Consider the following 24,787-nt stretch of genomic DNA (forward strand, 5'->3'; position numbering starts at 1 on the left):
ACCATGGACAAGAAGTTTAGCGACGAAAGGTAGAAAACTATGATGCATCGCAAAGACGGTAAAGTGGTTAGCCTTCAATAACTTTCATAAGTAGTACACCGTCATAAAGCGCTTGTTTGACAAGTGCAGCTCCAGGCATGGTAGCTTGTTTATAAAAACGAGATTCCACTATTTTGAGATTCTTAGTGTAAGCAGGAAGGCTTTGCTGCTCAATACAGCGCTGAATCGCAGGATACAAGATGTCTTTAGCCTGGTTAATCACGCCACCAATCAATACTTTTTCAGGGTTAAACAGATTGATCACAATAGCAATCGCCGATCCGAGGTGATCGCCTAATTTTTCAATAACATTAACCGCTAAAGGGTCACCATTTGCGGCCGCTTCACAGATTGCTTCAACACTCACATCTTCATCATCATTTAACGCCTCAACCAAACTCGACGCTTCTCCATTGGCAATTCTTTGTATCACTTCACGGCGAATAGCTTGAGAACTTGCCACCGTTTCCAGGCATCCTTTGTTGCCGCAATGGCATTCCATTCCATTACGATCAACCTGAATATGTCCCAGCTCACCAATATTACCATGTCTTCCTTGCAGCACCCGGCCATCGAGAATAATCCCTGCGCCAACACCATGGTGAATAGAAATGAGTACCGAGTTATCACAATCTTGAGAATGACCGAAGAGATTTTCAGCTAACGCCCAGGCACGCGTATCGTTGGCTACGAAGACAGGCAATCCTGTAGCGTTAAATATCTCAGAGCCAATCGGAAAGTTAGCAACGTTATAATGCGGCATCTGCAAAACAATGCCTTGCTCAGTGTTCACTAATCCCGGGAGCGTCAACGCGATACTGGTGACTCTATCGAGTTGATCGTTATAAGTTTCAAAAAACTCCTCAATTTCATACAGAAGGCGAGCAGCGACATCTTCTTGATCAACTTCATGAATTTCTATTTTGGTATCGATAAGCACATCTCCTCCTAACTCATGAAGAGCAATCGAGAGGTACCCACGTCCGAGACGCATCGATAAAAATTGCCAACCTTGATTATTGGTCTGTAAACCAACAGCAGGGCGACCACGACTGATCGCTTCCTGAACCACGGTTTCATGAATGAGGTGTGCAGCGATAAGTTCTCGCGTAATTTTCGTAATACTTGCCGGCGCTAAACCGCTTAGCTTCGACAAATCGATACGCGAAATAGGCCCATATTGGTCTATTAATTTATACACACGACCAGCATTGACCTGCTTGATATGGTCGATATGCCCAGGTTGAGCCATGTACATTTTGCACTCCAAAAAACAACAACCTAGCAATTTTTTTACTTTGCGAAGTAATTGTGAAGTAGTTTAATGAATCGCCGTGACAAACATCACGCATATAGGGTGAACTTTGGGGTGCAAGTCATGTTACACGCCATCATTGGGACTAGAAACATGAAAGTTTACTACATTTCACAAGGTCAAAACGAGGAGAATTGCAATTGATGAACCACTTTTTTTACTTCGATTAATAAGCGCAATGCACGCTTAGTATTATATTCGATCATCACTGAATAAATCAGAGGCTTTCTTACCTTTAGTCACACCTTGATACTGCTCAATAAATCGAAAACCCGCTTTTAAACCCAGCTGATAATCATGCAAAATATCATCTTTATCACTCATTAGCGACGATGTTTTTAACGGTTGACTTGGTGCAATCTGAACAATAAAGCAGTCATCCGGTGGAAGTGACAAGAACGTGTTGGTAAGTGAATAAGTTTGATAGTGCACCATCAACATATCAGCCAAGCCTGCATCAAATTTTTCACCAAAGAGATGACTTAACCGATAAATATCAGCGCCACCAAACAACCAGCGCCCACCATTGATCATATTTAGATGCTGAGAATGTTTCTGAGCCACTGCTTTACTCAATTGAAGGTCAAAAAAACCATTCCAATCTTTAGACCACTGCTCAAGTTTATCCTGCCATTGAAGTTGCACACTGTTTAAAGACTCGCGAAACCAAGCGGGTGACTCAGTGATGCGCTCTTCGTCAACGATAGTCGGTTCAACGCCACTATCACTTTCCTCTGTTCGAATCACAACGATCATTCGGTTTTCTTGCCGCCATGCCTCTTGCACTGGGATCGATGCCGATACTCCCCCATCAATAAACTCTTGTCCATCAATCGCCACGGTGCCTTCAAAGAGATTAGGGATAGCGCTCGTTGCCATCATGACGGAATACCAGTCTTGCTTCAGCATAGGCAAATAATGGTCTTTAAGCGTAGAGGCATCGGTGACCGCGGCATAAGCACGCCGCTCACCAATGACTCTGCGTCCCATATCAATATCGAGTTTGTAGGGATACTCACATAACTGATCGAGTGCCCACTCCAAATTGAGAGACTGCTTTTTCCGAATGAAACTAAATACATTAAAAAATTTTGGATCCGTAGTCAGATCCAGAAGAAATGATCGGCCTAATCCAGGTTGACGAGACAGGTATGCACACAAGTTTAAGGCACCTGCGGAAGTACCATAAAATTCATCAAAGGGATCAAAATTAGACAATAAAAAAGAGTCGAGCACCCCTGAGGTAAAGATCCCACGCTGTCCACCACCTTGCGCAACCAGCGCTGTTTTTCCTGCTACATATTGGGCAAGACGCGCGACATCGCAAGCAGCATGGGTATCCGTTACCACACCGGTATTCTTCATCGTTATAATTAAGCGGCCAGAATTGCAGTAAAACCAAAGGCAAAAATAATGCCTAATGCGACCGTAACAATCCCCAGCGCCATTTTCATATCAAATTCCATACAACCTCCAGAATGTAACATTACATTTACTATTGTGACACACTATGGCATTGCAGAAATAACAACTTCAAAATTATGATGTTAGTGTCACACTATGTTTAAACGTTAGTACAATTTGATTCATACAGCTAGCCAATCAAGCTCCAATAGCAGCAACGGTAAGGACATGTCATGGTATCGCTCATTCTGCAATCATTTCGGTTTATTTTTGTTTTAATTCTTCCTTATCCTGTATTTGCTAGTGTCATTTTAACTCCGTTTATTGGAACCAGTGTTGGGGGGACCGCTGAGGACGAAAATAACAATAAATATGATATATCAGCTTCAACTCACCTCGCTTTAGCGATCGAATTTCCGGTAAAAAATGGTCGAATGGGACTATTTTATTCTCACCAAAATTCGTCACTTGATACCCTAAATCTTGAGACAACAATACAATACCTTCAATTTCAGAGTAGCGCTGAATACCTTGTTGCAAACAAAACCATCACTTATATCGGCGCTGGGATCGGCGCCTCTCATATATCAGCACAATGGACTCGCTCTCAAACAGGTTTTGCAGCCAGTATTTACGGTGGCGTGGAATATCAACTCACTCAGCGTTTATTTATCAATGGACAAGCACGCTGGCAAGGCACTGTTGTCGACAACGAAACGGTATCCGTATGCAACTTACCGACAACAGAGGCCAGCTGCCTCATCGGTTTCAATACCCAGTGGATGAACCAATTCCAAACAAATATTGGCATTTCAGCAAAATTTTAGTGCCAACCTCTATCCACGACTTCCTCCCGGAATTTATATTGGTGAGTAGCACATTATTTAGTGACTCCATCTAAAAAACCTAAAAGTTGTTTAGACTAACTTTAAACTCTACCTCATCACTTATAATTGCAACACACCTCACATTAAGTTAATTAAACCATAAATTAGATAAAAATGAGTGTTTACCGCCAAACAGCAAGTAAGCCTACCCAGACGTAATCTATTGCTAATCAACTATAAGATGGGTAACCTTATTTTAATGCATAGTCGAAAGTTTCAGTATTGACCACTGGTGGTTTAATAATTCAGGTGGAATCGGCGTGCTTTACAACTTAAAACAGAATTAAAAACCATAAATTTCACATTACACAATCGAACATTATGCTTACCAAGTAAATAGTCATTCAATTATTGGTATAGCACTCTATTCATTGAATAGCATTTTATGTCGCAGACAATGTATAAAAGGAGTTAACTATGAAGCGCGAACAATGGGGATCTCGAGCTGGATTCATTCTAGCCGCAGTAGGATCAGCAATCGGACTTGGTAACATCTGGCGATTCCCTTACATGGCTTATGAGAATGGCGGCGGAGCTTTCTTTATTCCTTATCTATTCGCCATGATTACCGCTGGTATCCCTTTCATGATTCTTGAATTCAGTATGGGACAAAAATATCGCGGCTCAGCGCCTAAAACACTGAGTAAAATAAATTCTAAATTTGAATGGCTTGGTTGGTTTCAGGTAGGGGTAGCGGCCACAATCGCTGTCTATTATGTCGCGGTAATCGGTTGGGCTATCTCTTATTTCGGCATGTCATTCACCCAAAGCTGGGGCACAGACACTAATGCATTTTTCTTCAGCGAATACCTACAACTTGGTGACAATTCACCGACTAGTCTAGGGTCGATTCAGTGGAAAATCGCCGGAGCGATGCTTCTTGCTTGGGGTATCACCTATTCAGCCATTGCCGGTGGTGTAAAAGCAGGTATAGAACGCGCAGCAAAAATCATGATGCCTGTGCTATTTGTCATGGTTTTGCTACTTATCGGACGCATGGTATTCCTTCCAGGTGCTCTTAACGGAATCAACTATCTATTCGAACCTGATTTCTCCAAGATATTAGATATGAAAGTGTGGGCGGCAGCTTACGGTCAGATCTTTTTCACTCTAAGTATTGGTTTCGCTATCATGCTAGCTTACTCGAGCTACCTACCTGAGAAATCGGATATTACCAATAACGCCTTCATGACCGTATTGATTAACTGTGGTTTTTCAATTCTTGCCGGTATTATGATTTTCTCTGTTCTGGGTTACATGGCTCAGGAACAAGGCAAACCCCTTACCGAAGTCGTCACGGCGGGCGTAGGTTTAGCATTTGTAACGCTGCCAGCGGCAATCAACTTGCTGCCAGCGCCTTACATTTTGGGACCACTATTTTTCTTCGCACTTGTGATTGCAGGTCTAAGCTCACACATTTCCATTATGGAAGCAGTGACTTCAGCCGTGATTGATAAGCTGAACTGGACACGTAAGAAAGCCGCGACCATTATTTGCGGATCGGGTCTAGTGATTTCGATGGCGTTCGCAACTAATGGCGGTCTACTCTTGCTTGATCTTGTTGACCACTTCGCCAACAACGTCGGTATCGTTGTCAGTTGCTTCATTGAGATTATTCTGATGGCTTGGTTGCTAAAAATTGCTGATGTGCGCGATTACGTCAATAAAGTGTCTGATTTCACTATCGGCGCTTGGTTCGATATCTGCTTACGCTTTATCACACCGATTATCCTCGCGGTTATCGTCGCCACTAAATTCCAAACACTGATCACCGAAGGCTATGGCGGTTACGCTCAGTTTGATTTGATGCTGCTAGGCTGGGGACTAATGGGTCTACTCGTCGTCGTTGGTGTTGCGATAAATATAACAAGTAAAAAGGACGCTTAATATGACAACAAGTGCGATTATAATGATGGTTTTGGGTTTAGGCATTACATGGGGCGGCGCGTCTTACTGTATCAAAAAAGCCATGGACAAGAACCACAAGTAAAAACAACTAAAATAGAAAAAGCCAGCATTTGATGCTGGCTTTTTTCTTGGGACTAATTCGTCAGAAAAAGTGAGGTGCTTAAAAGCTGTAACGAATACCGATACCCGCGCCGATGCCCAATTTCAGGTCGCTTTTGTGGAACATCATGTTTGGCGTAAGTTGCGCGTACGCATCCCAACCATTCGAGATATCCAATTCCACCCCAAGAGCAATCCTTGGGCCAAAATTATCAGAGCGCTTAATCTGACCACCAACACCAGCAAACCACGTAAACGGAACATCCCCACCAAAACGCCCACGATTAAAAATGTAATCTGCCGCAATACCGTCATTCCCTATTGCAAAGTTAACCGTGTTATTAATCTGGCCAACCACACTCAATCCTTGATCTAAACCCATACCGATTTTAAAACCGCCAGAGCTATTGCCACTACTGCGGCTCGAACTGCGTGGCTTATTCGCCGATTGAGTATTATTCGATGAACGAGTACTCGTTGATGCCTTAGCCGGCGCTGGGGCGGCTGCCGAGCTTGTTGTGCTACCTTCTTCTACAATCTGCCACTCTTCTTCACCACCTGCAGTATTAGCCGCCGCTAGCGTCACTGAAGAAAAGAGCATCAAACTTAAAAAAGTGATGCATTGAATAGTATTTGATTTCATGTATAGGTTCCCTGCATGGTTCATGACTCTTCTATATAACGAGCGCTAATATTGGATACGACAAAATTGCAGAGATTTTAGTGAATGGCGTGGTTGTTATGTCATGGAAAGGAAAGAGACAAGAAAGCTTTCAAGCGAGATCAAAAAAGGGAAGCATCCGCTTCCCTTTTAGATTATGAGTTAACTCATCAGATATTAACCGTGGTTACGAATCCACTCATCCATATCTGTTTTAAGGTTATCAGATTTTGTACCGAAGATAGCTTGTACACCACCAGCAACAACAACAACACCTGCTGCGCCTAGCTTTTTAAGTTTATCTTGGTCTACTTTTTCTACATCTGCTACTGCAACACGTAGACGAGTAATACAAGCGTCTAAACCCGTGATGTTTGCTTTGCCGCCAAATGCTGCAACCAACTCACCCGCCATTTCTGTACCAGACTGAACTGTTACTTCATCTTCTGACTCGTCTTCACGGCCTGGAGTTTTAAGGTCCATCGCTGTGATAACAGTGCGGAATACAAAGTAGTAGATAGCTGCGTAACAAAGACCAACACCTACCATCAGCCCCATCTTCTGAGCATTACCAGAAAGTACTAGGAAGTCGATTAGGCCGTGTGAGAACGATGTACCGTGTACAAAACCAAGCATGTTAGCAACAACGTATGCAGAACCCGCTAGAAGAGCGTGAATTGCGTACAATACTGGAGCAACGAATAGGAAAGAGAATTCGATTGGTTCAGTGATACCCGTCAGGAATGAAGTCAATGCTGCAGAAGCCATGATACCCATTACTTTCGCACGGTTTTCAGGCTTAGCACAATGTGCAATAGCAATCGCCGCTGCTGGTAGACCGAACATCTTGAACATGTAACCGCCAGCTAGCTGACCAAAGCCGTTGCCTGCTGCACGAGAAGCGTCATCCGCAACTAGGTAACAAGTCAGAACACCGTTTTGAGTTTCGCCAGCTGCATTGATACAAGTACCTGCTTCGAAGAAGAATGGTACGTTCCAAACGTGGTGAAGACCGAATGGAATCAGAGAACGCTCAACGATACCGTAGATACCAAATGCTACTGTTGGGTTTTGATGTGCAGCCCAGTCAGAGAATGCGCTGATTGCGCCGCCAATTGGTGGCCAGATGATAGAAAGTACGATACCAAGACCAATGGCTGCAAAACCAGTAATAATTGGCACAGCACGCTTACCAGCGAAGAACCCAAGGTACTCTGGAAGCTGAATTTTGAAGAAACGGTTGAATGCCCAAGCTGCAACACCACCTACAAGGATGCCACCTAGAACACCAGTATCGATGCCTTCAACGCCCATGATTTCAGCCATAACGCTCAGCGTAGCTGTCATGATGCCGTAACCAACGATAGCCGCAAGACCCGCAACACCGTCATTGTTCGTAAAGCCTAGTGCAACACCAACGGCAAATAGCAATGCCATCTGACCGAAGACTGAGCCACCCGCTTGTTCCATTAGGTTTGAAACAACACCTGGAATAAAGCTAAGGTCGGCAGCGCCCACCCCTAATAGAATACCTGCAACTGGTAAAACTGATACTGGTAGCATCAGCGACTTACCAACTTTTTGCAGGTTAGCAAAAAGGTTCTTAAACATGTTTATGCTCCTGATAAAGTTATTAGATTAATGGGTACTAACGGCACACCCCCGCAGCCTTAAATGTTAGCACCCAATGAAAATGTAACCACATTATGATTTGTATTTTCTGCCAACAAATATAGCTCGTTGCCCCTAATAGTTTCTACAGTGTAACGATATTAAGTTGCAAAACTATGAGTAGATCACAGTCAAAAACGTCGTAAATAAAGGTCAAAAACACAAATAACTCATTGAATAAAAAGAGTTAAACAATACTATCAATTAATTTTACTGGGTGAATAAAATAGGCGTGTAAGTTATTTTACGTAACGTAATAACAGTGTGTGTTGCAGATCGGACTTTCATTCAAAACCCATAGTTAACCTTAACTTATTGTTAACCATTAAACTTGCAAAAACAAAAAAAGGTGCGTCGAGCACCTTTTTTAATCAAAATTCGAGCAAACTTGATTATCACCGTAAAAAAAGAGTGGTGTAGTTTTCTGACGTTCTATTCCCTACTTCACTAAGCGAAATGCCTTTTAATTGTGCAATATACGCTGCTACCTCAACCACATACGCAGGTTGGTTCTCTTTTCCTCTATGGGGCACTGGCGCTAAATAAGGCGAATCAGTCTCAATAAGTAACCGCTCTATCGGTAGATGCCTAACAACGTCTTTTAACTCCTTGGCCTGCTTGAACGTAACAATGCCTGAGATTGAAATATAGAACCCTAAATCCATCGCGGCTTCTGCAAAAGGAAGGTCTTCGGTAAAACAGTGAATCACCCCACCACAACGTTCAGCATGACCGTTGCGCAATATCGATAGCGTGTCTTCTCTCGCATCACGAGTATGAATGATCAATGGTTTATCAACCGCGACGGCCACTTCGACTTGTTGTTCAAAGCGTTGCTTTTGTAAATCAGCCGTTTCCGGCATGTAGTGATAATCTAAGCCTGTCTCACCCACGGCTACCACTCTAGGGTGATTGACGTATTCTTTGAAGGTAGCGAGTGAAAAATCACTTTCTACATCAAGAGGATGAACACCACAAGAAGCCATCACCTCCGGATACGGTTCAATTAGCTTCATCATCCCTGGAAATGCCCCCAATGTAACCCCTACGGACAACAGCTTATGAACGTTAGCCGCCTTAGCATTGTTAATGATGTCTTGAAGACCCTGAGGGTGTGCTTCTAAATTGAGTTTATCGAGGTGACAATGAGAATCTACAAACATAGGAATAGTACTTACTGTTGAGAATAGAAATAACGACGAGATGATAACGTCTAATGAACGGCCATTAAAGACAACAACGGATCATACTGTCTAAACAAAAAATCCGATCACCGCGGCAACCAGTTTGTGCCTGACACGGTACCGCTAAACCACTATAGCTTACAAAGGTTGCCGCTGACACAGGTGAAAAATGTCACGTGACAATCGTCAATTGATGACGACCATCAACAGCTGCCCTGCGCTTGACCTCTATCTCGATAAACCACGAGGTAGAGACATACAAAAAATAACATCAGCGAAGAAAGTTACGAATCGAACTGATACAACCAACTTGCGAAAAGAACTTCGCCGTTAAGGCCAGGACTCATGCGTAATTGCTCTCTCAATGCTTGAATTCGACTCCCTTGTTGAAATAAACACTCATAGCTAAATAGTTGACTCAATACTTTTGCTTCTCGAAGCTTCGACACACCATCGACGCCTAGTGATTGTTTTTGAGCTGCACACAATAGATGCCAATACCATCCTAGGACTACCGAAAAGTCTATCTTACTTTTTGCTATCTCACTCCACACAATAGAGGTGTCAAGTCGACTACCCTGCAAAAAAGTAAGGAATGACGCCATGATTTGATCGTAAGACTTATCCTGTTTATCTTTTAAAAAGTTAAGAACCGTTAGAGGTTCATAACTGCATAGATAACCCGCAGACTCAGGCACTGGCTTACCCCATTGTTCACTAACCCAATCCAAGCACGTTTGCGCATTAGGTAAAGCGATATGCCATACTTCGCAACGGCTCCGAATGGTAGGAAGCAATAACCGTGCATTCTCTGCCGACAACAAAAACATGCAGTTCTTGGGAGGCTCTTCCAATGTTTTGAGCAAAGCATTCGAAGAGGCAATATTCATGGTTTCTGCATTTGGAATGATGATGACACGGGTTCGGCCAAACGCAGAAGATTCGTAAGCCCACTTGTTTGCTTGACGAATCTGGTCAACCGATAAGGCCTTTTTATCTTTTTCTGGAAGCAAGTAATGAACATCAGGATGTGATTCGCTTTTTAATAAATCACATGAATGGCAAAAACCACACGCTTCTGAATTATCGTTCTGACACATAACACCAGCAACGTACTTCGCTATTAAAGCATCCGAAGCTAGGCCATTTTGTGCTTGAATCAATAAGGCACCAGGCATTCTCTCATTATCGAGGTTCTGTTTAAGCTGAAGCCATAGACTTTGAAGCCAAGGATAGCTTTCCACTACTTACTCCTTCTGCTCTATTAGCCACGCTTGCACCGCCTCTTTGATACTGCTCTGCACACCGTCAATCGATTGGCTCGCATCGATAATAGCCACACTGTCGTCAGACTCCGCCATCGTAAGATAAGAAGCACGAGTACGTTCAAAAAAACCAATATCCATTTTTTCAATACGGTCCAGTTCGCCACGCCCACGCGCACGCTCAAGCCCCAGCCTTGGGTCAATGTCCAGATACAGCGTAAAGTCTGGTTTGAAATCTCCTAGGGCAATCTTCTTGAGAGACTGCATGGTCCCCTGATCTATCTGACGACCACCACCTTGATAAGCCTGAGATGACATATCATGACGATCACCAATGACCCATGTTCCCTGTGCTAATGCAGGCTTAATTACCGTTTCTACTAGTTGAATTCGAGCAGCGTACATAAGTAGTAGCTCTGAACGGTCTTGCAGCGCTTCATCAGCCTGTTCTTCTTTGACCAATGCCCGCATTTTTTCCGCGAGGGTTGTCCCTCCCGGCTCACGGGTATTAGTAATATGGCTGATACCTGCTTTTTCTAGTTCTGAACGAAGTGTTGCAATCGCAGTACTCTTACCTGCGCCTTCTAATCCTTCGATGACAATAAATTTGGCTTGACTCATTTTTGGCTTCTTATCGTTCTTAAATACTGTTGCACGGCGCGATTGTGATCTCTGAGGTTCTTGGAGAACACGTGCCCTCCTTTACCACTCGCCACAAAATAGAGATAGTTACTTTTCTCTGGATTGAGCGCAGCATGAATAGAGGCTTCTCCAGGCATAGCGATCGGTGTTGGCGGCAAGCCATCGATCACATAGGTATTGTAAGGCGTTTTCTCACGCAGGTCTTTCTTACGAATATTACCGTCATATCTATCACCCATGCCGTAAATAACCGTAGGATCAGTTTGTAAGCGCATTGGTCGATTCAAGCGATTGACAAACACAGACGCCACACGCTCTCGTTCAGAAGCAACTGCCGTCTCTTTCTCAATAATCGACGCCAAGATGAGTGCTTCATATTGATTATTTAGCGGCAGGTTTGCCTGCTTCTCATCCCAGTTTTTATTTAACACTCGATTCAATTTAGTATGAGCGCGACGAAGAATATCAAGGTCAGTATCACCAACAGAATAATGGTAAGTTTCCGCTAGAAATAAGCCTTCAAGTTTATGTTGCGAAATATCAAGCGCTTTCGCAATGTCAGCCTCAGACATTTCGCTGGTAATTTTGTTTAAATGGTCCGCTTCAATGAGCTGCTCACGCCATTCTTTAAACGTAGAGCCTTCAATAAAGGTAATCGCAAGCTGAAATTCCGTACCTTCGTTTAACACGTCAATGGCCTGAGTGAGATCAATACCTGGCTTGAGCTGGAAAGTTCCAACTTTAAGTTGAGAAAGCTCAGGATGAAAACGACGAACTAATTGGGTAAATGGGCTTGCTTCTATCCAACCATTATCCTCAAATTGAGAAAATACTGTATTGAGGTTGTTTCCACGTTTAACCGTGACCAACTGAGGTGATTCAATACGAAGCGTCTGACCGAGAAAAGCATCAACACCTTTCTGAGCGTAAAATAGAGCACCAAGTGCCACTGCACTTAACACAATAATTAACATTAATAGCTTTTTTAACACTGACCTAGATTCTCCTGAATACGTCTTGTAATGCTGCCTATTGGCAACGAAGCTTCCTGAATTCTGTTCACAGGTGCAACCCCTAGAATACAATTCGACACAAATATTTCTTCTGCTGTCATTATCGAAGTCACAGGAAACTCTCCAATGTGCAGCGTGATCCCTAAGACCTCGAGTGCTTTAATTATCTGCTCTCTCATGACACCGGCTACGCCAGAATAAACGAGTGAAGGTGTATAAACCGCACCGCGGTGGACCCAGAATACATTTGCCATGCTCGTTTCTATAACATTGCCATTGAGATCAAGAGCAAGGCCATCATCAAAATTTGTTTTCTCTATTTCCGCTTTGACCAGCACCTGCTCCAATCGATTGTTGTGTTTAATCCCGGCTAACAATGGATTAAGTCCGAGTCGAGTATCACATAACATCAACGATAGTCCGCGTGATTTAAGCAAACCATAATGGGAAGGGTAATCGAATCGACTTATAGTGGTAATCGGTCCATCACCCACCAATGTACTATACCCTCGTCCGCCTTCACCTCGACTCACATGAACTTTCAGTCCAGCAAGTGGTGCCTTGAGTGCAATAGATGACAAATTGTCATGAACAGCAGACCAATCAGGGTGCGGTATTTGTAATGTGTCGAGCGCCGTGTTCATTCTAGCAATATGTTGAGGCCACAATTCTAGATTGCCACATTTTGTCAGTATCGTTGTAAAGCAACCGTCACCGTACTGAAAACTTCTGTCCCGTACTGATACGTTGTCGATGAGCTGTCCATCTCGCCAGAACATGTTTCTTCCTTAAATAAACAAACGGCTTAATGCTAAAGCATCAAGCCGTTTGAATACAAGTGACTTTTTAACGCGGTGATTAGATCTTCTTAAAGATAAGCGATCCGTTTGTACCACCAAAGCCAAAAGAGTTACATAGTGCATATTCCATATCAACTTTACGAGCCGTGTGAGGCACTAAGTCGATATCGATTTCTGGATCTGGGTTGTCTAGGTTGATTGTCGGCGGGACAATTTGATCAACAAGAGACATCACCGTAATAATTGCTTCAGCCGAACCAGCAGCACCTAAAAGGTGACCCGTCATTGACTTAGTAGAAGACACTAAAACTTGCTTAGAACCGGCTTCACCTAGTGCGCGCTTGATACCGTTGATTTCTGCAACGTCACCCGCTGGTGTTGATGTTCCGTGAGCATTAACATAACCGATCTGTTCACCAGTTACGCCCGCATCACGCATCGCCGCTTCCATTGCTAACGCACCACCTGAACCATCTGCGCTTGGCGATGTCATGTGGTAGGCATCGCCACTCATTCCGAAACCAACGATTTCAGCATAAATTTTAGCGCCACGAGCTTTCGCATGTTCGTATTCTTCAACAACCATTACACCTGCGCCGTCTCCTAATACAAAGCCATCGCGATCAACATCCCAAGGACGTGAGGCTTTTTGAGGCTCGTCATTACGAGTCGACAAGGCTTTAGCAGCACCGAAACCCGCCATGCCTAAAGGCGTAGACGCTTTTTCAGAACCACCAGCAACCATCGCATCAGCATCGCCATAAGCGATCATACGAGCGGCGTGGCCGATATTGTGCAAACCAGTGGTACACGCTGTAGAAATAGCTATGTTAGGGCCACGTAAGCCTGCGAAGATAGATAGCTGTCCAGCAACCATGTTAACGATGGTTGATGGTACAAAGAAAGGACTTACACGACGAGGGCCTTTACCTACCAACGCATTATATCCCGCTTCGATTAAGTCTAGACCGCCAATACCAGAGCCGATTGCCACACCGTAACGGTGAGCATTGTCTGGATTAACTTCAAGGCCTGAGTCTTTAATAGCTTGCATGCCTGCCACGATGCCATATTGGATAAATAAATCCATTTTACGTGCATCTTTTTTAGTCAGGTATTCACTGTAATCAAAGTCTTTGACTAAGCCAGCGAAGCGAGTGGAGTATTCAGTTGCATCAAAGTGCTCGATATTAACGATACCACTTTGACCTTCTAATAGGGCTTTCCATGAAGATTCTACGGTGTTGCCTACCGGTGACAACATACCCATGCCAGTGACAACAACACGACGCTTGGACATGATTTTATTCTCCGGGGGATTGAAATGATTCTATTTGAAAGGATAGAAGATGGTTAAAAAAACACAGGCGGCCAGAAGGCCGCCTGGGAGAGATATTACTGAGCGCTATTTACGTAGTCGATAGCCGCTTGAACAGTAGTGATTTTCTCTGCTTCTTCGTCAGGAATCTCAGTATCGAATTCCTCTTCTAGAGCCATTACTAGCTCAACTGTGTCTAGAGAGTCTGCACCTAGATCGTCAACAAATGAAGCTTCGTTTTTAACTTCTGCTTCGTCTACACCTAGCTGTTCTACAATGATTTTTCTTACGCGTTCTTCAATGTTGCTCATTTTTCTTTTCCTTTACAGATTTCGCTCAATGCGATGTTTCCGTAGTTTATTCGAACTGTTGAAAGTTGCAAGGGGGTCCTTGCTGGTCAAACCACAATTTTCGCGAATTTAACCGAAATTCAGTACATTTTTGACTTAAATCATGCACAAAAGTTGCGCAGATCAAACCATATACATGCCGCCGTTCACATGAAGAGTCTCACCCGTGATATAAGCCGCTTCTGGAGATGCAAGAAATACAACTGCTGAAGCAATCTCACGAGGGTCACCTAAACGACCTGCAGGTACGTTCGCTAGTGTAGCAGCTCGTTGCTCATCATTCAGCGCTTTTGTCATATCAGTTTCAATAAAACCTGGTGCAACTGTGTTCACCGTCACACCACGAGAAGCCACTTCACGTGCCAAAGACTTAGTAAACCCAATGACACCCGCCTTCGCAGCTGCATAGTTCGCTTGACCTGCGTTGCCCATCGTGCCAACAACAGAACCTACATTAATGATACGGCCTTGACGTTTTTTCATCATGCCACGCATCACTGCCTTAGAAAGACGGAAGATCGAAGTCAAGTTGGTGTCCATGATATCTGTCCATTCGTCATCTTTCATACGCATTAACAAATTATCGCGAGTAATACCTGCGTTGTTCACCAGAATATCAATAGGACCAAATTCGCTGGTCATTTGCTTTAGCGACGCTTCGATCGATGCAGTATCAGTTACGTTCAACGCAAAGCCTTTACCGTTCTCACCAAGATATTCACTAATAGCAGCAGCGCCATTGTCCGTGGTAGCAGTACCAATAACCGTTGCGCCGCGTTCTACAAGCAGTTCTGCTATAGAACGGCCAATACCACGACTTGCACCCGTTACTAAGGCAATCTTGCCTTCTAGGTTCATCATTTTACTTTTCCTTATTATTTCGCTGCTTCAAGTGATGCAGAGTCATTGACTGCTGCCGCACTTAGCGTTTTAACAATGCGTTTCGTTAAACCTGTTAGTACTTTGCCAGGGCCGAGTTCAAATAACTTCTCAACGCCCTCTTCACTCATTTTTTGCACGCCTTCGGTCCAACGAACCGGGCTATGCAGCTGCGCAACTAACGCGGCTTTAATCTTCTCAGGATCCGTTTCTGCAATCACAGCAACATTGTTGATGACAGGCAATGTTGGAGCACTGAATTCAATGTCTTGTAACGCGACAGCAAGCTTATCGGCTGCAGGCTTCATCAAAGCACAGTGAGATGGTACCGATACCGGTAATGGCAGCGCACGTTTGGCACCCGCTTCTTTACACAGTACACCCGCTCGCTCAACCGCTGCTTTATTACCCGCAATAACGACTTGACCTGGTGAGTTGAAATTGACAGGCGAAACGACTTCACCTTGCGAGGCTTCTTCACAAGCATTGGCAATGGCTGCGTCATCTAAACCGATGATGGCATACATTGCTCCAACGCCTGCAGGGACGGCTTCTTGCATTAATTGTCCACGCAATTGAACCAATTTGATCGCTTCTTTGAAATCAATAACGCCTGCACACACTAGCGCAGAGTATTCACCAAGGCTATGTCCCGCAATCATACTTGGTTGCTCAAGACCTTGTTGCTGCCAAACACGCCAAATAGCGACAGAAGATGCTAGCAATGCCGGTTGAGTTCGGTGCGTTTGATTAAGGTCTTCTGCTGGGCCATTTTGGACAAGTGCCCACAAATCATAACCTAAAGCGTCGGACGCCTCAGCGAAGGTTTCCTTAACAATGTCAAACTGCTCACCAAGTTCAGCAAGCATACCAACTGTTTGTGAACCCTGACCAGGGAACACGATTGCAAAATTACTCATTGATATTTCCTTAAACAACGCAATCAATATAAATAGGGATAACTCAATACTCGGAGTTAGAAACGGACCAAAGCCGCACCCCAAGTAAATCCGCCGCCAAAGGCTTCGAGCAATAAATTCTGTCCACGTTTAATTCGTCCATCACGCACCGCTTCATCAAGGGCAGTCGGTACGGTAGCGGCGGAAGTATTACCGTGACGATCCAGAGTGATAACCACTTGATCCATCGGCATACCTAACTTTTTCGCTGTGGCGGAAATAATACGATAGTTCGCTTGATGCGGTACTAACCAATCAAGATCAGATTTATCCATGTCGTTTGCTGCCAAAGTATCTTTCACTAGCTTAGACAATTGCGTCACCGCGACTTTAAAGACTTCGTTACCTGACATACTGAGCCACTTATCAAGCTCTCCGCCTCGAACTGGCATCTCAAGACTAAGTAGATCGCCAAATCGACCATCCGCATAGGTATGTGTTGATAGAATGCCGGGCTCTTCACTGGCGCTAAGAACAACCGCTCCAGCGGCATCACCAAACAAAATGACCGTTGAACGATCAATTTCTTCAATTGTCTTTGATAAGCAATCAGAGCCAATCACTAGAACGTTTTTACACATACCCGTTTTAATATGTTGATCAGCAACAGATAAAGCGTAGACAAACCCAGTACATGCTGCTGCCATGTCAAAGGCGGGGCAGCCTTGAATACCTAGCTTAGCTTGAATTTGACAGGCCGATGAAGGAAAGGCATGACTGCTGCTCGTGGTGGCAACAATGATCATATCGATATCATTTTTATCGATGCCTGCCATCTCAATAGCATTTACAGAGGCGTGATACCCCATATCAGCAACGGTTTCATCTTCAGCGGCGATACGGCGTTCTTTAATGCCAGTACGCGTCACGATCCACTCATCTGTAGTCTCTACCATTTTCTCTAAGTCTGCGTTTGAACGCACCTGAGACGGCAAGTAGCTGCCTGTACCTAATATTTTGCTATACATGAAGACTATTATTGCCTCTCGAGTAACACTGCTTCTAGACGATCACTTATCTGGTTAGGCACTTGACGTCTAACCTCGTGGACTGCTTCGCCTATAGCATTAACAAGTGCTGGGACATCAGCACTTCCATGGCTTTTAATGACAATGCCGCGCAATCCTAACAAACTTGCCCCGTTATACTGGTCGGGGTTCAGTGTTTTCACCTCACTTATAAGATCGGAGAACAATATTCGCGCTATCCATCCTTTAAGCGTTGAGGCGGACAAGCGAGCTTTCAACTTATCAACAAAAAGTTGAGCTGTTCCCTCACATGCCTTTAGTACTGTATTTCCTACAAAACCATCACACACAACCACATCCGCCGCATCATGAAGTAACTCATTACCTTCAATATAACCAATATAATGGATAGAATGTGTTTGCGACAACATTTCAGAGCAACGTTTTACTAAATCATTGCCTTTAATCTCTTCAGCGCCAATATTGAGTATCGCGACTCTTGGTTTTCTCCCCAAGTGCTGCTCCGCAAGTGCGCTGCCCATCACCGCAAACTGAAACAATGAATCGGCGTCAACAGATGCGTTTGCACCGAGGTCCAGCATCCATGTTTTATTACCCAGTGCAGTAGGAAGAGCAGAAACTAATGCTGGTCTATCAATGCCAGATAGAAGCTTGAGACGAAAACGTGAAAGCGCCATCAATGCGCCCGTATTACCGCTGCTCACACAGGCATCAGCTTGTTCTGATTCAACGAGATCAATCGTGACGCGCATTGACGTATCGTGGCTATGACGAAGGGCTAAAGAAGGTTTTTCTGAATTCGATATGACACGGTCACTGTGCACGACCGTAAGACGGTTGTGACATTGGTAACCGAGTTCGGTAAGTTGGTTTTGTATCGCCACTTGATCGCCGACGATAATAACTTTCAGCTCTGGGAAATGCGACAATGCCTGCACGGCGGCAGGCACTGTTACGGAAGGACCGAAGTCCCCGCCCATTGCATCAAGTGCAACGGTTATATTATGCAAAGGTCAACCTTACTTGTTGATAACCTTTTTGCCACGGTAGTAACCGTCAGCAGTCACATTGTGACGTAGGTGAGTTTCACCTGAAGTTGCGTCTACAGATAGAGCACTAGTAGTTAGCGCATCATGTGAACGACGCATGCCACGCATTGAACGTGACTTTTTGCTTTTTTGTACGGCCATTGACCCTACTCCTATGTAAATGCTTAAAAATTATTTCTTTAAGCTTTTCAAAACATCGAATGGATTCGGTTTCTCTTCCACAATAGCTTCTTCTGGAAGTTCACCAAACACCATATTATTTGAGTTAACGCTACAATCTGCGTCGTCATGCATTGCTATTTGAGGCAGGTTTAAGATGAACTCGTCTTCAACTAGTCGTATCAAATCTACTTCACCGTATTCATTAAGATCTACCAAATCATAATCTTCAGGTGCTTCCTCTTCACTTTTCTCACTAAAATAAGGAGTATAAGTAAATTGGACTTCGCACTCATGTGCGAAAGATTCGTTACAACGTTGACACTCTAAGTCGACTTCGATGTTAGCTTTACCAGAGATAACAACTAATCGCTGTTCATCATGCCCAAAGGACAATGATACGTTCGCATCGCGTTTTACGCTTTCAACTGACTCGTGAAGACGCTTGAATAAACTCACTTGGATGATGCCATCTAAATCGAGTCTTTTCTGTGCTGTCTTGGACGGATCAACCGTTCGCGGTATTTTTACCTTCTGCATAGGGCGCGAATATTATCTTCCAAATCAAATTTAGTCAAAGAAAAAGGCAAAAAAGTTGTACTTTTTTCACCTTACGTTTAAGAATCTCCAGATTACTCTAAAAACCACTTAAATGATAAAAAAATGATAGCAAAAATGGAACCAATTCAATTGATCCTCGCCTCAACATCGCCTTATCGAGCTGAGTTACTTGCCAAGTTAGGGCTGCCGTTTATTGCAAAGTCACCCAACTTTGATGAAACTGCGCACCCTAGTGAGTCACCACACGACTTAGTGAAGCGATTAGCACTAGGAAAAGCCGAAGCCCTATCACATGAACCTAACTCACTCGTCATTGGTAGCGACCAAGTATGTGTGATTGATGGCAGCATAATAGGTAAGCCGTTAACTCGCGAAAATGCGATTAAACAACTCTCAGCACAAAGTGGGAAAACCATCCGTTTCTATACCGGCTTAGCACTCTACGATACCGTTCGTCATCAATCTCAAGTATGCGTCGACACGTTTGATGTCACATTCAGGCAATTGAACCTGCAGCAGATCACCCGATATGTCGATATAGAACAACCACTGCAATGCGCTGGCAGTTTTATGAGTGAAGGTTTAGGCATCAGTTTGTTCGCATCCATGAATGGTAAAGATCCCAACACACTCGTTGGTTTACCAATAATTGAGCTTGTCTCGATGCTAGAAAAACATGGGGTATCGCCATTAAGTTAGGCGTATCGTTCGATTACGCGCAACCATTGATTAGGCAAAACATTGATTAGGCTAGGCATTGACAATAGTCACTGTCAGTTAGACAAGCCGACAGGGTTCGAACTGACAACGCTAAAGCGTGTCAGCAATTGACTGTCTTAACGATGCGAGCAATACCACTAAGGTCATATTGCTCGAATCATCAACGTGTTATTTTAAACGAGAAAGAGCTTGGGTTAGTTTAGGCTCCATCTCTGCATGTATCTCCATACGCTCTTCAGTCGCAGGGTGCACAAATATAATATTTGCGGCATGCAAGAACAGACGATTAAGACCCACCTTTGCGGTGTAAGCATCAAAACGGCGGTCACCGTAACGATCATCCCAAGCAATCGGATGACCCGTATATTGAGCGTGCACACGAATTTGGTGAGTGCGTCCGGTAATCGGACTCGCCTGAACCAGCGTCGCGTCTTCAAATGCTTGAAGCACTTTAAAACGAGTTTCTGACGCTTTGCCATTCGGGTTGACTCGGACAATGCTGTTTACTTCGTTTTTCAACAGCGGCGCTTTCACCACTTTGCAGCTTGGCTTCCAATTTCCCATGACAAGTGCAAAATAATATTTCTGTACGGTTTTCTCTCTAAACTGCGCTTGCAAATGTCTCAATGCAGACCGTTTTTTTGCCACCAAAAGAATACCAGAAGTATCCCGGTCAATACGATGAACTAATTCGAGAAAGCGAGCTTGAGGACGCAACGCCCTAAGCGCCTCAATGGCCCCAAACTTCAAACCACTGCCGCCGTGGACTGCCGTACCGGATGGCTTGTTTAGAATCAATAGATGATCGTCTTCATGGATAATAAACGATTCCAACTCTGCGACTTTATTCAACTTAGTGCTCACTGGCGCCTCGTCGTCTTTTTCCTCAATCGTCACAGGTGGAATTCGAACGATATCCCCCGCTTGAAGCTTGTATTCCGCTTTAACTCTTTTTTTGTTAACGCGAACTTCTCCCTTGCGGACAATTCGATACACCACACTTTTCGGTACACTTTTTAATTGGTTGCGCAAAAAGTTATCAATGCGCTGACCAGCCATATCGTCGTCTATATCGACAAATTGGACTTTAGTTCTTATTTCACTCATTTGGCGATTATAACACCCAAAGCGTCAAGAAAATAACGCTTTCTTCTACCTAACCCCGCCTGATTACCCACGCACCAATTCATCGCAAGCTCGTTTAACGTAGCATGGACAAGCTGTGGATAAATTTCATCCAATTTGCACAAAGAAAAATGAGCATTAGCAAAATAAGACGAAAATTCAGGCAATTAGTCGACTTTGAAACACTTTAAAGCTGTTTTTTTCTGTGGTTTGTCGTAAAGCTGATTGCCGATAAATCCTTGCACTGCTATAGTTCACAGCTGCGTAGGATGATTAGATTTTATTTTACTATTTATCAGCATTATCCATACGTAATCTACACCATGAGTAGAGCCCTTAATATTGAGACGCTGCGTACGGCATAAGACGTTGATAATTAAGGCAGCCTTGTCATCTACTCACGTATTCGTGTTTTGAGTATTACCGCCATATGCGGATCACCCAAGTAGAACTTGTGTGATGACTGTAGTGCCCCAGAGCATCCCCTCCAGCCGGGAGGCTGCATTTATTAGCCATGGGATCAGGCACCACGAGGTACGACCTCTGTGACAAGAGCAACGATGAAAACAAAGAAAATAAAACGAGAATTTCCGTAATGAAAAGAATGTTAATCAACGCAACTCAAAAAGAAGAGTTGCGTGTCGCTCTGGTTGATGGCCAGCGACTATTTGACCTTGATATTGAAAGTCCTGGTCACGAATCAAAAAAAGCAAATATCTATAAAGGTCGTATCACACGAGTTGAGCCTAGCTTAGAGGCCGCATTCGTTGACTATGGCGCTGACCGCCACGGCTTCCTCCCTCTTAAAGAAATTGCACGCGAATACTTCCCAGCTGGTTATACCTACCAGGGTCGCCCAAGCATCAAAGATGTCTTGAAGGAAGGCCAAGAAGTTATCGTGCAAGTTGAAAAAGAAGAGCGTGGTAGCAAAGGCGCGGCACTCACAACCTTTATTTCACTCGCAGGTAGCTACCTAGTATTGATGCCAAATAACCCAAGAGCTGGCGGAATTTCTCGTCGCATCGAAGGTGATGAACGCACAGAACTTAAGGCAGCACTAAGCACGCTTGAACTACCACAAGGTATGGGGTTAATTGTCCGTACTGCAGGTGTAGGCAAAAGTGCCGAAGAGCTAGAGTGGGATTTAAAATTCCTTCTCAATAACTGGGGCAACATTAAAAATGCTTCAGACGCTAACCCTGCACCTTTCCTCATTCACCAAGAAAGTAACGTCATTGTCCGTGCTTTACGTGACTACCTACGTCGCGATATTGGTGAGATCCTAATTGATAGCAACACAATCTACGAACGTGCAAAACAACACATTGAGCACGTCCGTCCAGATTTTGTCAGCCGCGTTAAAAAATACGACGGTGAAGTGCCACTGTTTAGTCATTATCAAATCGAAAGCCAAATCGAGTCTGCGTTCCAGCGTGAAGTTCGACTCCCATCTGGTGGTTCAATTGTTATCGACCCAACAGAAGCATTGACCTCTATCGATATTAACTCAGCTCGTGCAACAAAGGGCAGCGATATCGAAGAAACAGCACTTAACACCAACCTAGAAGCTGCTGACGAAATTGCTCGTCAACTTCGTCTACGTGACCTAGGTGGTTTGGTGGTTATCGACTTTATCGATATGACACCAGTGCGTCACCAAAGAGAAGTAGAGAACCGCCTGCGTGAAGCCGTCCGTATCGATCGTGCTCGCGTTCAAATCGGTCGTATCTCACGCTTTGGTTTACTTGAGATGTCTCGCCAACGTTTAAGCCCATCATTGGCTGAAGCGAGTCACCACATTTGTCCTCGCTGTACGGGTACCGGTGTGGTTCGTGACAACGAATCCCTAGCACTTTCTGTCCTTCGTTTAATCGAAGAAGAAGCGCTAAAAGACAATACGTGCCAAGTCCTAGCGATTGTACCGGTACCAATTGCCTCTTACCTTCTTAATGAAAAACGCCGTTCTGTCAATCACATCGAACGCGTGCAAGAAGTTAAGATTACTATTGTTCCAGACTCTGATATGGAAACGCCTCATTTCGAGGTAATTCGTGTCCGTGATGGCGAAGAGCATGACCTTCTTTCTTACCTACTTCCTAAGAAGATCGACGCGCTTAAAGAAGCCGAGAGCAAAGAAGTTCCTGAAACTGAAATCAAGCCACGTAAGATCGAGCAACCTGCTGTTCAAGGTTTTGCAACGCCGGCACCAACACCAACGGCACCAAAGCCTGCCCCTAAAGCAAAAGCGGAAGTAGCAAAAGACAGCAATGAACCTGGCTTAGTGTCGCGTTTCTTCTCGGCTATCAGTGCTTTCTTCTCTTCGACTGAAGAACCGAAGAAAGAAACCGAAGAACCAGAGAAAAAAGACACTCAACGTAACGACAAGCCACGTCGTAACAACCGTAACGACCAACGCCGTCGTAATAACCGTGATTCTCGCGACAATCGCGATTCTCGTGACAATGACCGCAACAGGAATCGTCGTAAGCCGACTCAAGAAAATGACACTGCGAAAGAGCAAGCGGATACGGCTCAAGAGCCTCGCAAGCCACAAAATCGCCGCAATAAGCCTCAAAATCGTCGCAATAAGCCACAACGCGAAGATGTAGCGAATAAGTCAAAGGTCGAAGAGCAAGGTCAGCAAATCGCAGCCGAGGTTCAAGCTGAAAAAGCCGCCCCTCGCGCGGAAGAGAAAGCACCTCGTACCGAAGAGAAAACTGCGAAGATCAAAGAGCGCCGTCAACGTCGTAAGTTGACCAAGCAAATTCGCACCAAAGATCAAAACGCTCAGCAAGAAGTTGAACCTGCAGTTCAAGCCGTTGAGAGCGCAAAAGCACAAGACGATAAAGTAGTACAGACGACTCAAGCTGTTGAAGCCGTTGTTGACGCTGCTCAAACAGATGCACCTGCAAAAGAAGAAGGCAAACAGCGCCGAAACCGCCGTTCACCTCGTCATTTGCGAGCAAGCGGACAACGTCGTCGTCGTGGTCGTGACCGTCGTCCAAATCCGTTTAGACTAAGAAAAGGTGGCGTTGCCTCTCCTGAGATGGCAATGGGTAAAGTAATGCCAAGCTACGGTATTATCAAACCAGCACCAAAAGCCAAAGCACAAAAAGAGCAAGTGAATGACGTAACCATTCCAATGATCACTTCAGGTGTATCTCGCCCTGAAATGGCAATGGGTAAGGTGATCATCCTAAGCTCTGCAGTTGTCGCTGATGCGAACGTTGCTAAAGCAACAGCGCTACAAGCCGCTGTGGTTGAGCCTAAGGTTACAGAAGCGGCAGTTGCCGAAGTGAAAGCAGTTGAGACAGCTCAGGTTCTCGACACACCAGCTGTCGAAGCGCCGAGTGTTGAAACCGCTATCGTTGAAACCCCAGTAACTGAAGTGCCTGCTGTTGACGTTCCGGTTGTTGAAAAGCACATCGTTGAAGAACCAACTGTTGAAGCGCCAGTTGCTGAAACCGTCACACCAACTGTAGAAGCGAAAGCTGAGCCGGTTAAAAAAGCGGTAGCGAAAGCGAAACCAACAAAGATCACAGCCAAAGGGCACGCAAGTGCAGGAATGGCGAAGGCTCCAGGTCAAGCTGAGCTAGGTCAAATTGAAATTAAAGCTGCTGCACTTAAAACCGAACGCTACACACCAAAAGGTGCAGGTAGCCAAGTTGCAAGAAGTAGTGCTGGTGCAGGAATGACTAAACCTAACTATTAATTAAGTTAAGTCATTAGCAATGTAAGATGGGCTGCCTTTGGGTAGCCCTTTTTTTATGCTAATTTAACTCGACACATT

The 24,787-nt window shown here is 44.4% G+C and carries 24 protein-coding genes; 5 read left to right on the top strand and 19 right to left on the bottom strand.

All coding sequences use genetic code 11. From position 1 onward, the window contains the following. Positions 1-67: 67 nt before the first annotated feature. From AB4405_RS09450 to AB4405_RS09460, 3 genes are all read right to left on the bottom strand, one after another. Positions 68-1,297, bottom strand: coding sequence for an ROK family protein (locus tag AB4405_RS09450; RefSeq protein WP_372060554.1), 1,230 nt, complete (start codon positions 1,295-1,297; stop codon positions 68-70). 249 nt (positions 1,298-1,546) lie between these two features. Next, positions 1,547-2,719 carry a patatin family protein gene (locus AB4405_RS09455; RefSeq protein ID WP_372060555.1) on the bottom strand — a complete coding sequence of 391 codons (1,173 nt, stop codon included), beginning with the start codon at positions 2,717-2,719 and terminating at the stop codon, positions 1,547-1,549. A gap of 8 nt (positions 2,720-2,727) precedes the next feature. Then, complete coding sequence (locus tag AB4405_RS09460) at positions 2,728-2,820, bottom strand: YnhF family membrane protein (RefSeq protein WP_102471674.1); 93 nt, start codon at positions 2,818-2,820, stop codon at positions 2,728-2,730. Between the two features lie 171 nt (positions 2,821-2,991). On the opposite strand from AB4405_RS09460, the gene AB4405_RS09465 reads away from it, so the two are divergent. The 3 genes from AB4405_RS09465 (at position 2,992) to AB4405_RS09475 (ending at position 5,635) form a co-directional block, all read left to right on the top strand. Further along, on the top strand, positions 2,992-3,585 hold the full coding sequence (locus tag AB4405_RS09465) for an outer membrane protein (protein ID WP_372060556.1): 594 nt from the start codon (positions 2,992-2,994) through the stop codon (positions 3,583-3,585). A gap of 477 nt (positions 3,586-4,062) precedes the next feature. After that, positions 4,063-5,532, top strand: a complete 1,470-nt coding sequence (locus AB4405_RS09470; RefSeq protein WP_372060557.1) for a sodium-dependent transporter — start codon at positions 4,063-4,065, stop codon at positions 5,530-5,532. Position 5,533: 1 nt separating this feature from the next. After that, a complete protein-coding gene (locus tag AB4405_RS09475; RefSeq protein WP_106427128.1) occupies positions 5,534-5,635 on the top strand; it encodes a MetS family NSS transporter small subunit in 102 nt (33 codons plus the stop codon). 78 nt (positions 5,636-5,713) lie between these two features. Here AB4405_RS09475 and AB4405_RS09480 read toward each other — a convergent pair whose 3' ends face one another. The 15 genes from AB4405_RS09480 to yceD all read right to left on the bottom strand — a co-directional run bounded on the left by AB4405_RS09480 (position 5,714) and on the right by yceD (position 19,131). Further along, the gene (locus AB4405_RS09480; protein WP_372060558.1) at positions 5,714-6,295 is read right to left on the bottom strand and encodes a hypothetical protein; all 582 of its coding nucleotides are present in this window, start codon (positions 6,293-6,295) and stop codon (positions 5,714-5,716) included. Positions 6,296-6,490: 195 nt separating this feature from the next. Continuing rightward, positions 6,491-7,924, bottom strand: coding sequence for a PTS glucose transporter subunit IIBC (ptsG, locus tag AB4405_RS09485; RefSeq protein ID WP_372060559.1), 1,434 nt, complete (start codon positions 7,922-7,924; stop codon positions 6,491-6,493). A gap of 455 nt (positions 7,925-8,379) precedes the next feature. Further along, the gene (locus AB4405_RS09490) at positions 8,380-9,147 is read right to left on the bottom strand and encodes a TatD family hydrolase (protein ID WP_372060560.1); all 768 of its coding nucleotides are present in this window, start codon (positions 9,145-9,147) and stop codon (positions 8,380-8,382) included. Between the two features lie 305 nt (positions 9,148-9,452). Beyond that, entirely contained in the window at positions 9,453-10,412 is a 960-nt protein-coding gene (locus AB4405_RS09495) for a DNA polymerase III subunit delta' C-terminal domain-containing protein (protein WP_372060561.1), read from the bottom strand. Between the two features lie 3 nt (positions 10,413-10,415). Next, positions 10,416-11,054 (bottom strand): dTMP kinase, encoded by a 639-nt coding sequence (gene tmk, locus AB4405_RS09500; protein WP_372060562.1) that lies wholly within the window; start codon positions 11,052-11,054, stop codon positions 10,416-10,418. Further along, positions 11,051-12,067 carry an endolytic transglycosylase MltG gene (gene mltG / locus AB4405_RS09505; RefSeq protein WP_102471681.1) on the bottom strand — a complete coding sequence of 339 codons (1,017 nt, stop codon included), beginning with the start codon at positions 12,065-12,067 and terminating at the stop codon, positions 11,051-11,053. Before mltG ends, tmk begins: the two co-directional genes overlap by 4 nt. Then, positions 12,061-12,867, bottom strand: a complete 807-nt coding sequence (pabC, locus tag AB4405_RS09510) for an aminodeoxychorismate lyase (RefSeq protein ID WP_102471682.1) — start codon at positions 12,865-12,867, stop codon at positions 12,061-12,063. Before pabC ends, mltG begins: the two co-directional genes overlap by 7 nt. A gap of 79 nt (positions 12,868-12,946) precedes the next feature. Next, complete coding sequence (gene fabF / locus AB4405_RS09515; protein ID WP_102471683.1) at positions 12,947-14,188, bottom strand: beta-ketoacyl-ACP synthase II; 1,242 nt, start codon at positions 14,186-14,188, stop codon at positions 12,947-12,949. Between the two features lie 95 nt (positions 14,189-14,283). Beyond that, positions 14,284-14,517 carry an acyl carrier protein gene (gene acpP, locus AB4405_RS09520; protein ID WP_027697107.1) on the bottom strand — a complete coding sequence of 78 codons (234 nt, stop codon included), beginning with the start codon at positions 14,515-14,517 and terminating at the stop codon, positions 14,284-14,286. A gap of 162 nt (positions 14,518-14,679) precedes the next feature. Further along, positions 14,680-15,414, bottom strand: coding sequence for a 3-oxoacyl-ACP reductase FabG (gene fabG / locus AB4405_RS09525; RefSeq protein WP_372060698.1), 735 nt, complete (start codon positions 15,412-15,414; stop codon positions 14,680-14,682). Positions 15,415-15,431: 17 nt separating this feature from the next. Further along, positions 15,432-16,355 carry an ACP S-malonyltransferase gene (fabD, locus tag AB4405_RS09530; RefSeq protein WP_372060563.1) on the bottom strand — a complete coding sequence of 308 codons (924 nt, stop codon included), beginning with the start codon at positions 16,353-16,355 and terminating at the stop codon, positions 15,432-15,434. A 56-nt stretch (positions 16,356-16,411) separates the two neighbouring features. Continuing rightward, positions 16,412-17,362, bottom strand: a complete 951-nt coding sequence (locus AB4405_RS09535) for a beta-ketoacyl-ACP synthase III (RefSeq protein ID WP_372060564.1) — start codon at positions 17,360-17,362, stop codon at positions 16,412-16,414. An 8-nt stretch (positions 17,363-17,370) separates the two neighbouring features. After that, entirely contained in the window at positions 17,371-18,393 is a 1,023-nt protein-coding gene (gene plsX, locus AB4405_RS09540) for a phosphate acyltransferase PlsX (RefSeq protein WP_372060565.1), read from the bottom strand. A gap of 9 nt (positions 18,394-18,402) precedes the next feature. Next, positions 18,403-18,573, bottom strand: a complete 171-nt coding sequence (gene rpmF, locus AB4405_RS09545; RefSeq protein WP_017025198.1) for a 50S ribosomal protein L32 — start codon at positions 18,571-18,573, stop codon at positions 18,403-18,405. A 30-nt stretch (positions 18,574-18,603) separates the two neighbouring features. Next, on the bottom strand, positions 18,604-19,131 hold the full coding sequence (gene yceD, locus AB4405_RS09550) for a 23S rRNA accumulation protein YceD (RefSeq protein WP_102471688.1): 528 nt from the start codon (positions 19,129-19,131) through the stop codon (positions 18,604-18,606). Between the two features lie 135 nt (positions 19,132-19,266). Here yceD and AB4405_RS09555 point away from each other — a divergent pair, with 135 nt between their 5' ends. Beyond that, the gene (locus tag AB4405_RS09555; RefSeq protein WP_372060566.1) at positions 19,267-19,851 is read left to right on the top strand and encodes a nucleoside triphosphate pyrophosphatase; all 585 of its coding nucleotides are present in this window, start codon (positions 19,267-19,269) and stop codon (positions 19,849-19,851) included. A gap of 189 nt (positions 19,852-20,040) precedes the next feature. Here AB4405_RS09555 and rluC read toward each other — a convergent pair whose 3' ends face one another. Then, positions 20,041-20,979, bottom strand: coding sequence for a 23S rRNA pseudouridine(955/2504/2580) synthase RluC (gene rluC, locus AB4405_RS09560; RefSeq protein WP_102471690.1), 939 nt, complete (start codon positions 20,977-20,979; stop codon positions 20,041-20,043). Between the two features lie 613 nt (positions 20,980-21,592). Between rluC and rne the strand changes: the two genes are divergently transcribed. Next, positions 21,593-24,709, top strand: a complete 3,117-nt coding sequence (gene rne / locus AB4405_RS09565; RefSeq protein WP_372060567.1) for a ribonuclease E — start codon at positions 21,593-21,595, stop codon at positions 24,707-24,709. Positions 24,710-24,787 lie beyond the last annotated feature (78 nt).

The organism is Vibrio sp. 10N.261.51.F12 (assembly GCF_041471725.1).
Lineage (GTDB): Bacteria > Pseudomonadota > Gammaproteobacteria > Enterobacterales > Vibrionaceae > Vibrio.

Excerpts from the sequence above, each read along its gene's own strand:
- AB4405_RS09450 (WP_372060554.1), bottom strand. The coding sequence starts at position 1,297 with ATGTACATGGCTCAACCTGGGCATATCGACCATATCAAGCAGGTCAAT.
- AB4405_RS09455 (WP_372060555.1), bottom strand. The coding sequence starts at position 2,719 with ATGAAGAATACCGGTGTGGTAACGGATACCCATGCTGCTTGCGATGTC.
- AB4405_RS09460 (WP_102471674.1), bottom strand. The coding sequence starts at position 2,820 with ATGGAATTTGATATGAAAATGGCGCTGGGGATTGTTACGGTCGCATTA.
- AB4405_RS09465 (WP_372060556.1), top strand. The coding sequence starts at position 2,992 with ATGGTATCGCTCATTCTGCAATCATTTCGGTTTATTTTTGTTTTAATT.
- AB4405_RS09470 (WP_372060557.1), top strand. The coding sequence starts at position 4,063 with ATGAAGCGCGAACAATGGGGATCTCGAGCTGGATTCATTCTAGCCGCA.
- AB4405_RS09475 (WP_106427128.1), top strand. The coding sequence starts at position 5,534 with ATGACAACAAGTGCGATTATAATGATGGTTTTGGGTTTAGGCATTACA.
- AB4405_RS09480 (WP_372060558.1), bottom strand. The coding sequence starts at position 6,295 with ATGAAATCAAATACTATTCAATGCATCACTTTTTTAAGTTTGATGCTC.
- ptsG (WP_372060559.1), bottom strand. The coding sequence starts at position 7,924 with ATGTTTAAGAACCTTTTTGCTAACCTGCAAAAAGTTGGTAAGTCGCTG.
- AB4405_RS09490 (WP_372060560.1), bottom strand. The coding sequence starts at position 9,147 with ATGTTTGTAGATTCTCATTGTCACCTCGATAAACTCAATTTAGAAGCA.
- tmk (WP_372060562.1), bottom strand. The coding sequence starts at position 11,054 with ATGAGTCAAGCCAAATTTATTGTCATCGAAGGATTAGAAGGCGCAGGT.
- pabC (WP_102471682.1), bottom strand. The coding sequence starts at position 12,867 with ATGTTCTGGCGAGATGGACAGCTCATCGACAACGTATCAGTACGGGAC.
- fabF (WP_102471683.1), bottom strand. The coding sequence starts at position 14,188 with ATGTCCAAGCGTCGTGTTGTTGTCACTGGCATGGGTATGTTGTCACCG.
- acpP (WP_027697107.1), bottom strand. The coding sequence starts at position 14,517 with ATGAGCAACATTGAAGAACGCGTAAGAAAAATCATTGTAGAACAGCTA.
- fabG (WP_372060698.1), bottom strand. The coding sequence starts at position 15,414 with ATGAACCTAGAAGGCAAGATTGCCTTAGTAACGGGTGCAAGTCGTGGT.
- fabD (WP_372060563.1), bottom strand. The coding sequence starts at position 16,355 with ATGAGTAATTTTGCAATCGTGTTCCCTGGTCAGGGTTCACAAACAGTT.
- AB4405_RS09535 (WP_372060564.1), bottom strand. The coding sequence starts at position 17,362 with ATGTATAGCAAAATATTAGGTACAGGCAGCTACTTGCCGTCTCAGGTG.
- rpmF (WP_017025198.1), bottom strand. The coding sequence starts at position 18,573 with ATGGCCGTACAAAAAAGCAAAAAGTCACGTTCAATGCGTGGCATGCGT.
- yceD (WP_102471688.1), bottom strand. The coding sequence starts at position 19,131 with ATGCAGAAGGTAAAAATACCGCGAACGGTTGATCCGTCCAAGACAGCA.
- AB4405_RS09555 (WP_372060566.1), top strand. The coding sequence starts at position 19,267 with ATGGAACCAATTCAATTGATCCTCGCCTCAACATCGCCTTATCGAGCT.
- rluC (WP_102471690.1), bottom strand. The coding sequence starts at position 20,979 with ATGAGTGAAATAAGAACTAAAGTCCAATTTGTCGATATAGACGACGAT.
- rne (WP_372060567.1), top strand. The coding sequence starts at position 21,593 with ATGAAAAGAATGTTAATCAACGCAACTCAAAAAGAAGAGTTGCGTGTC.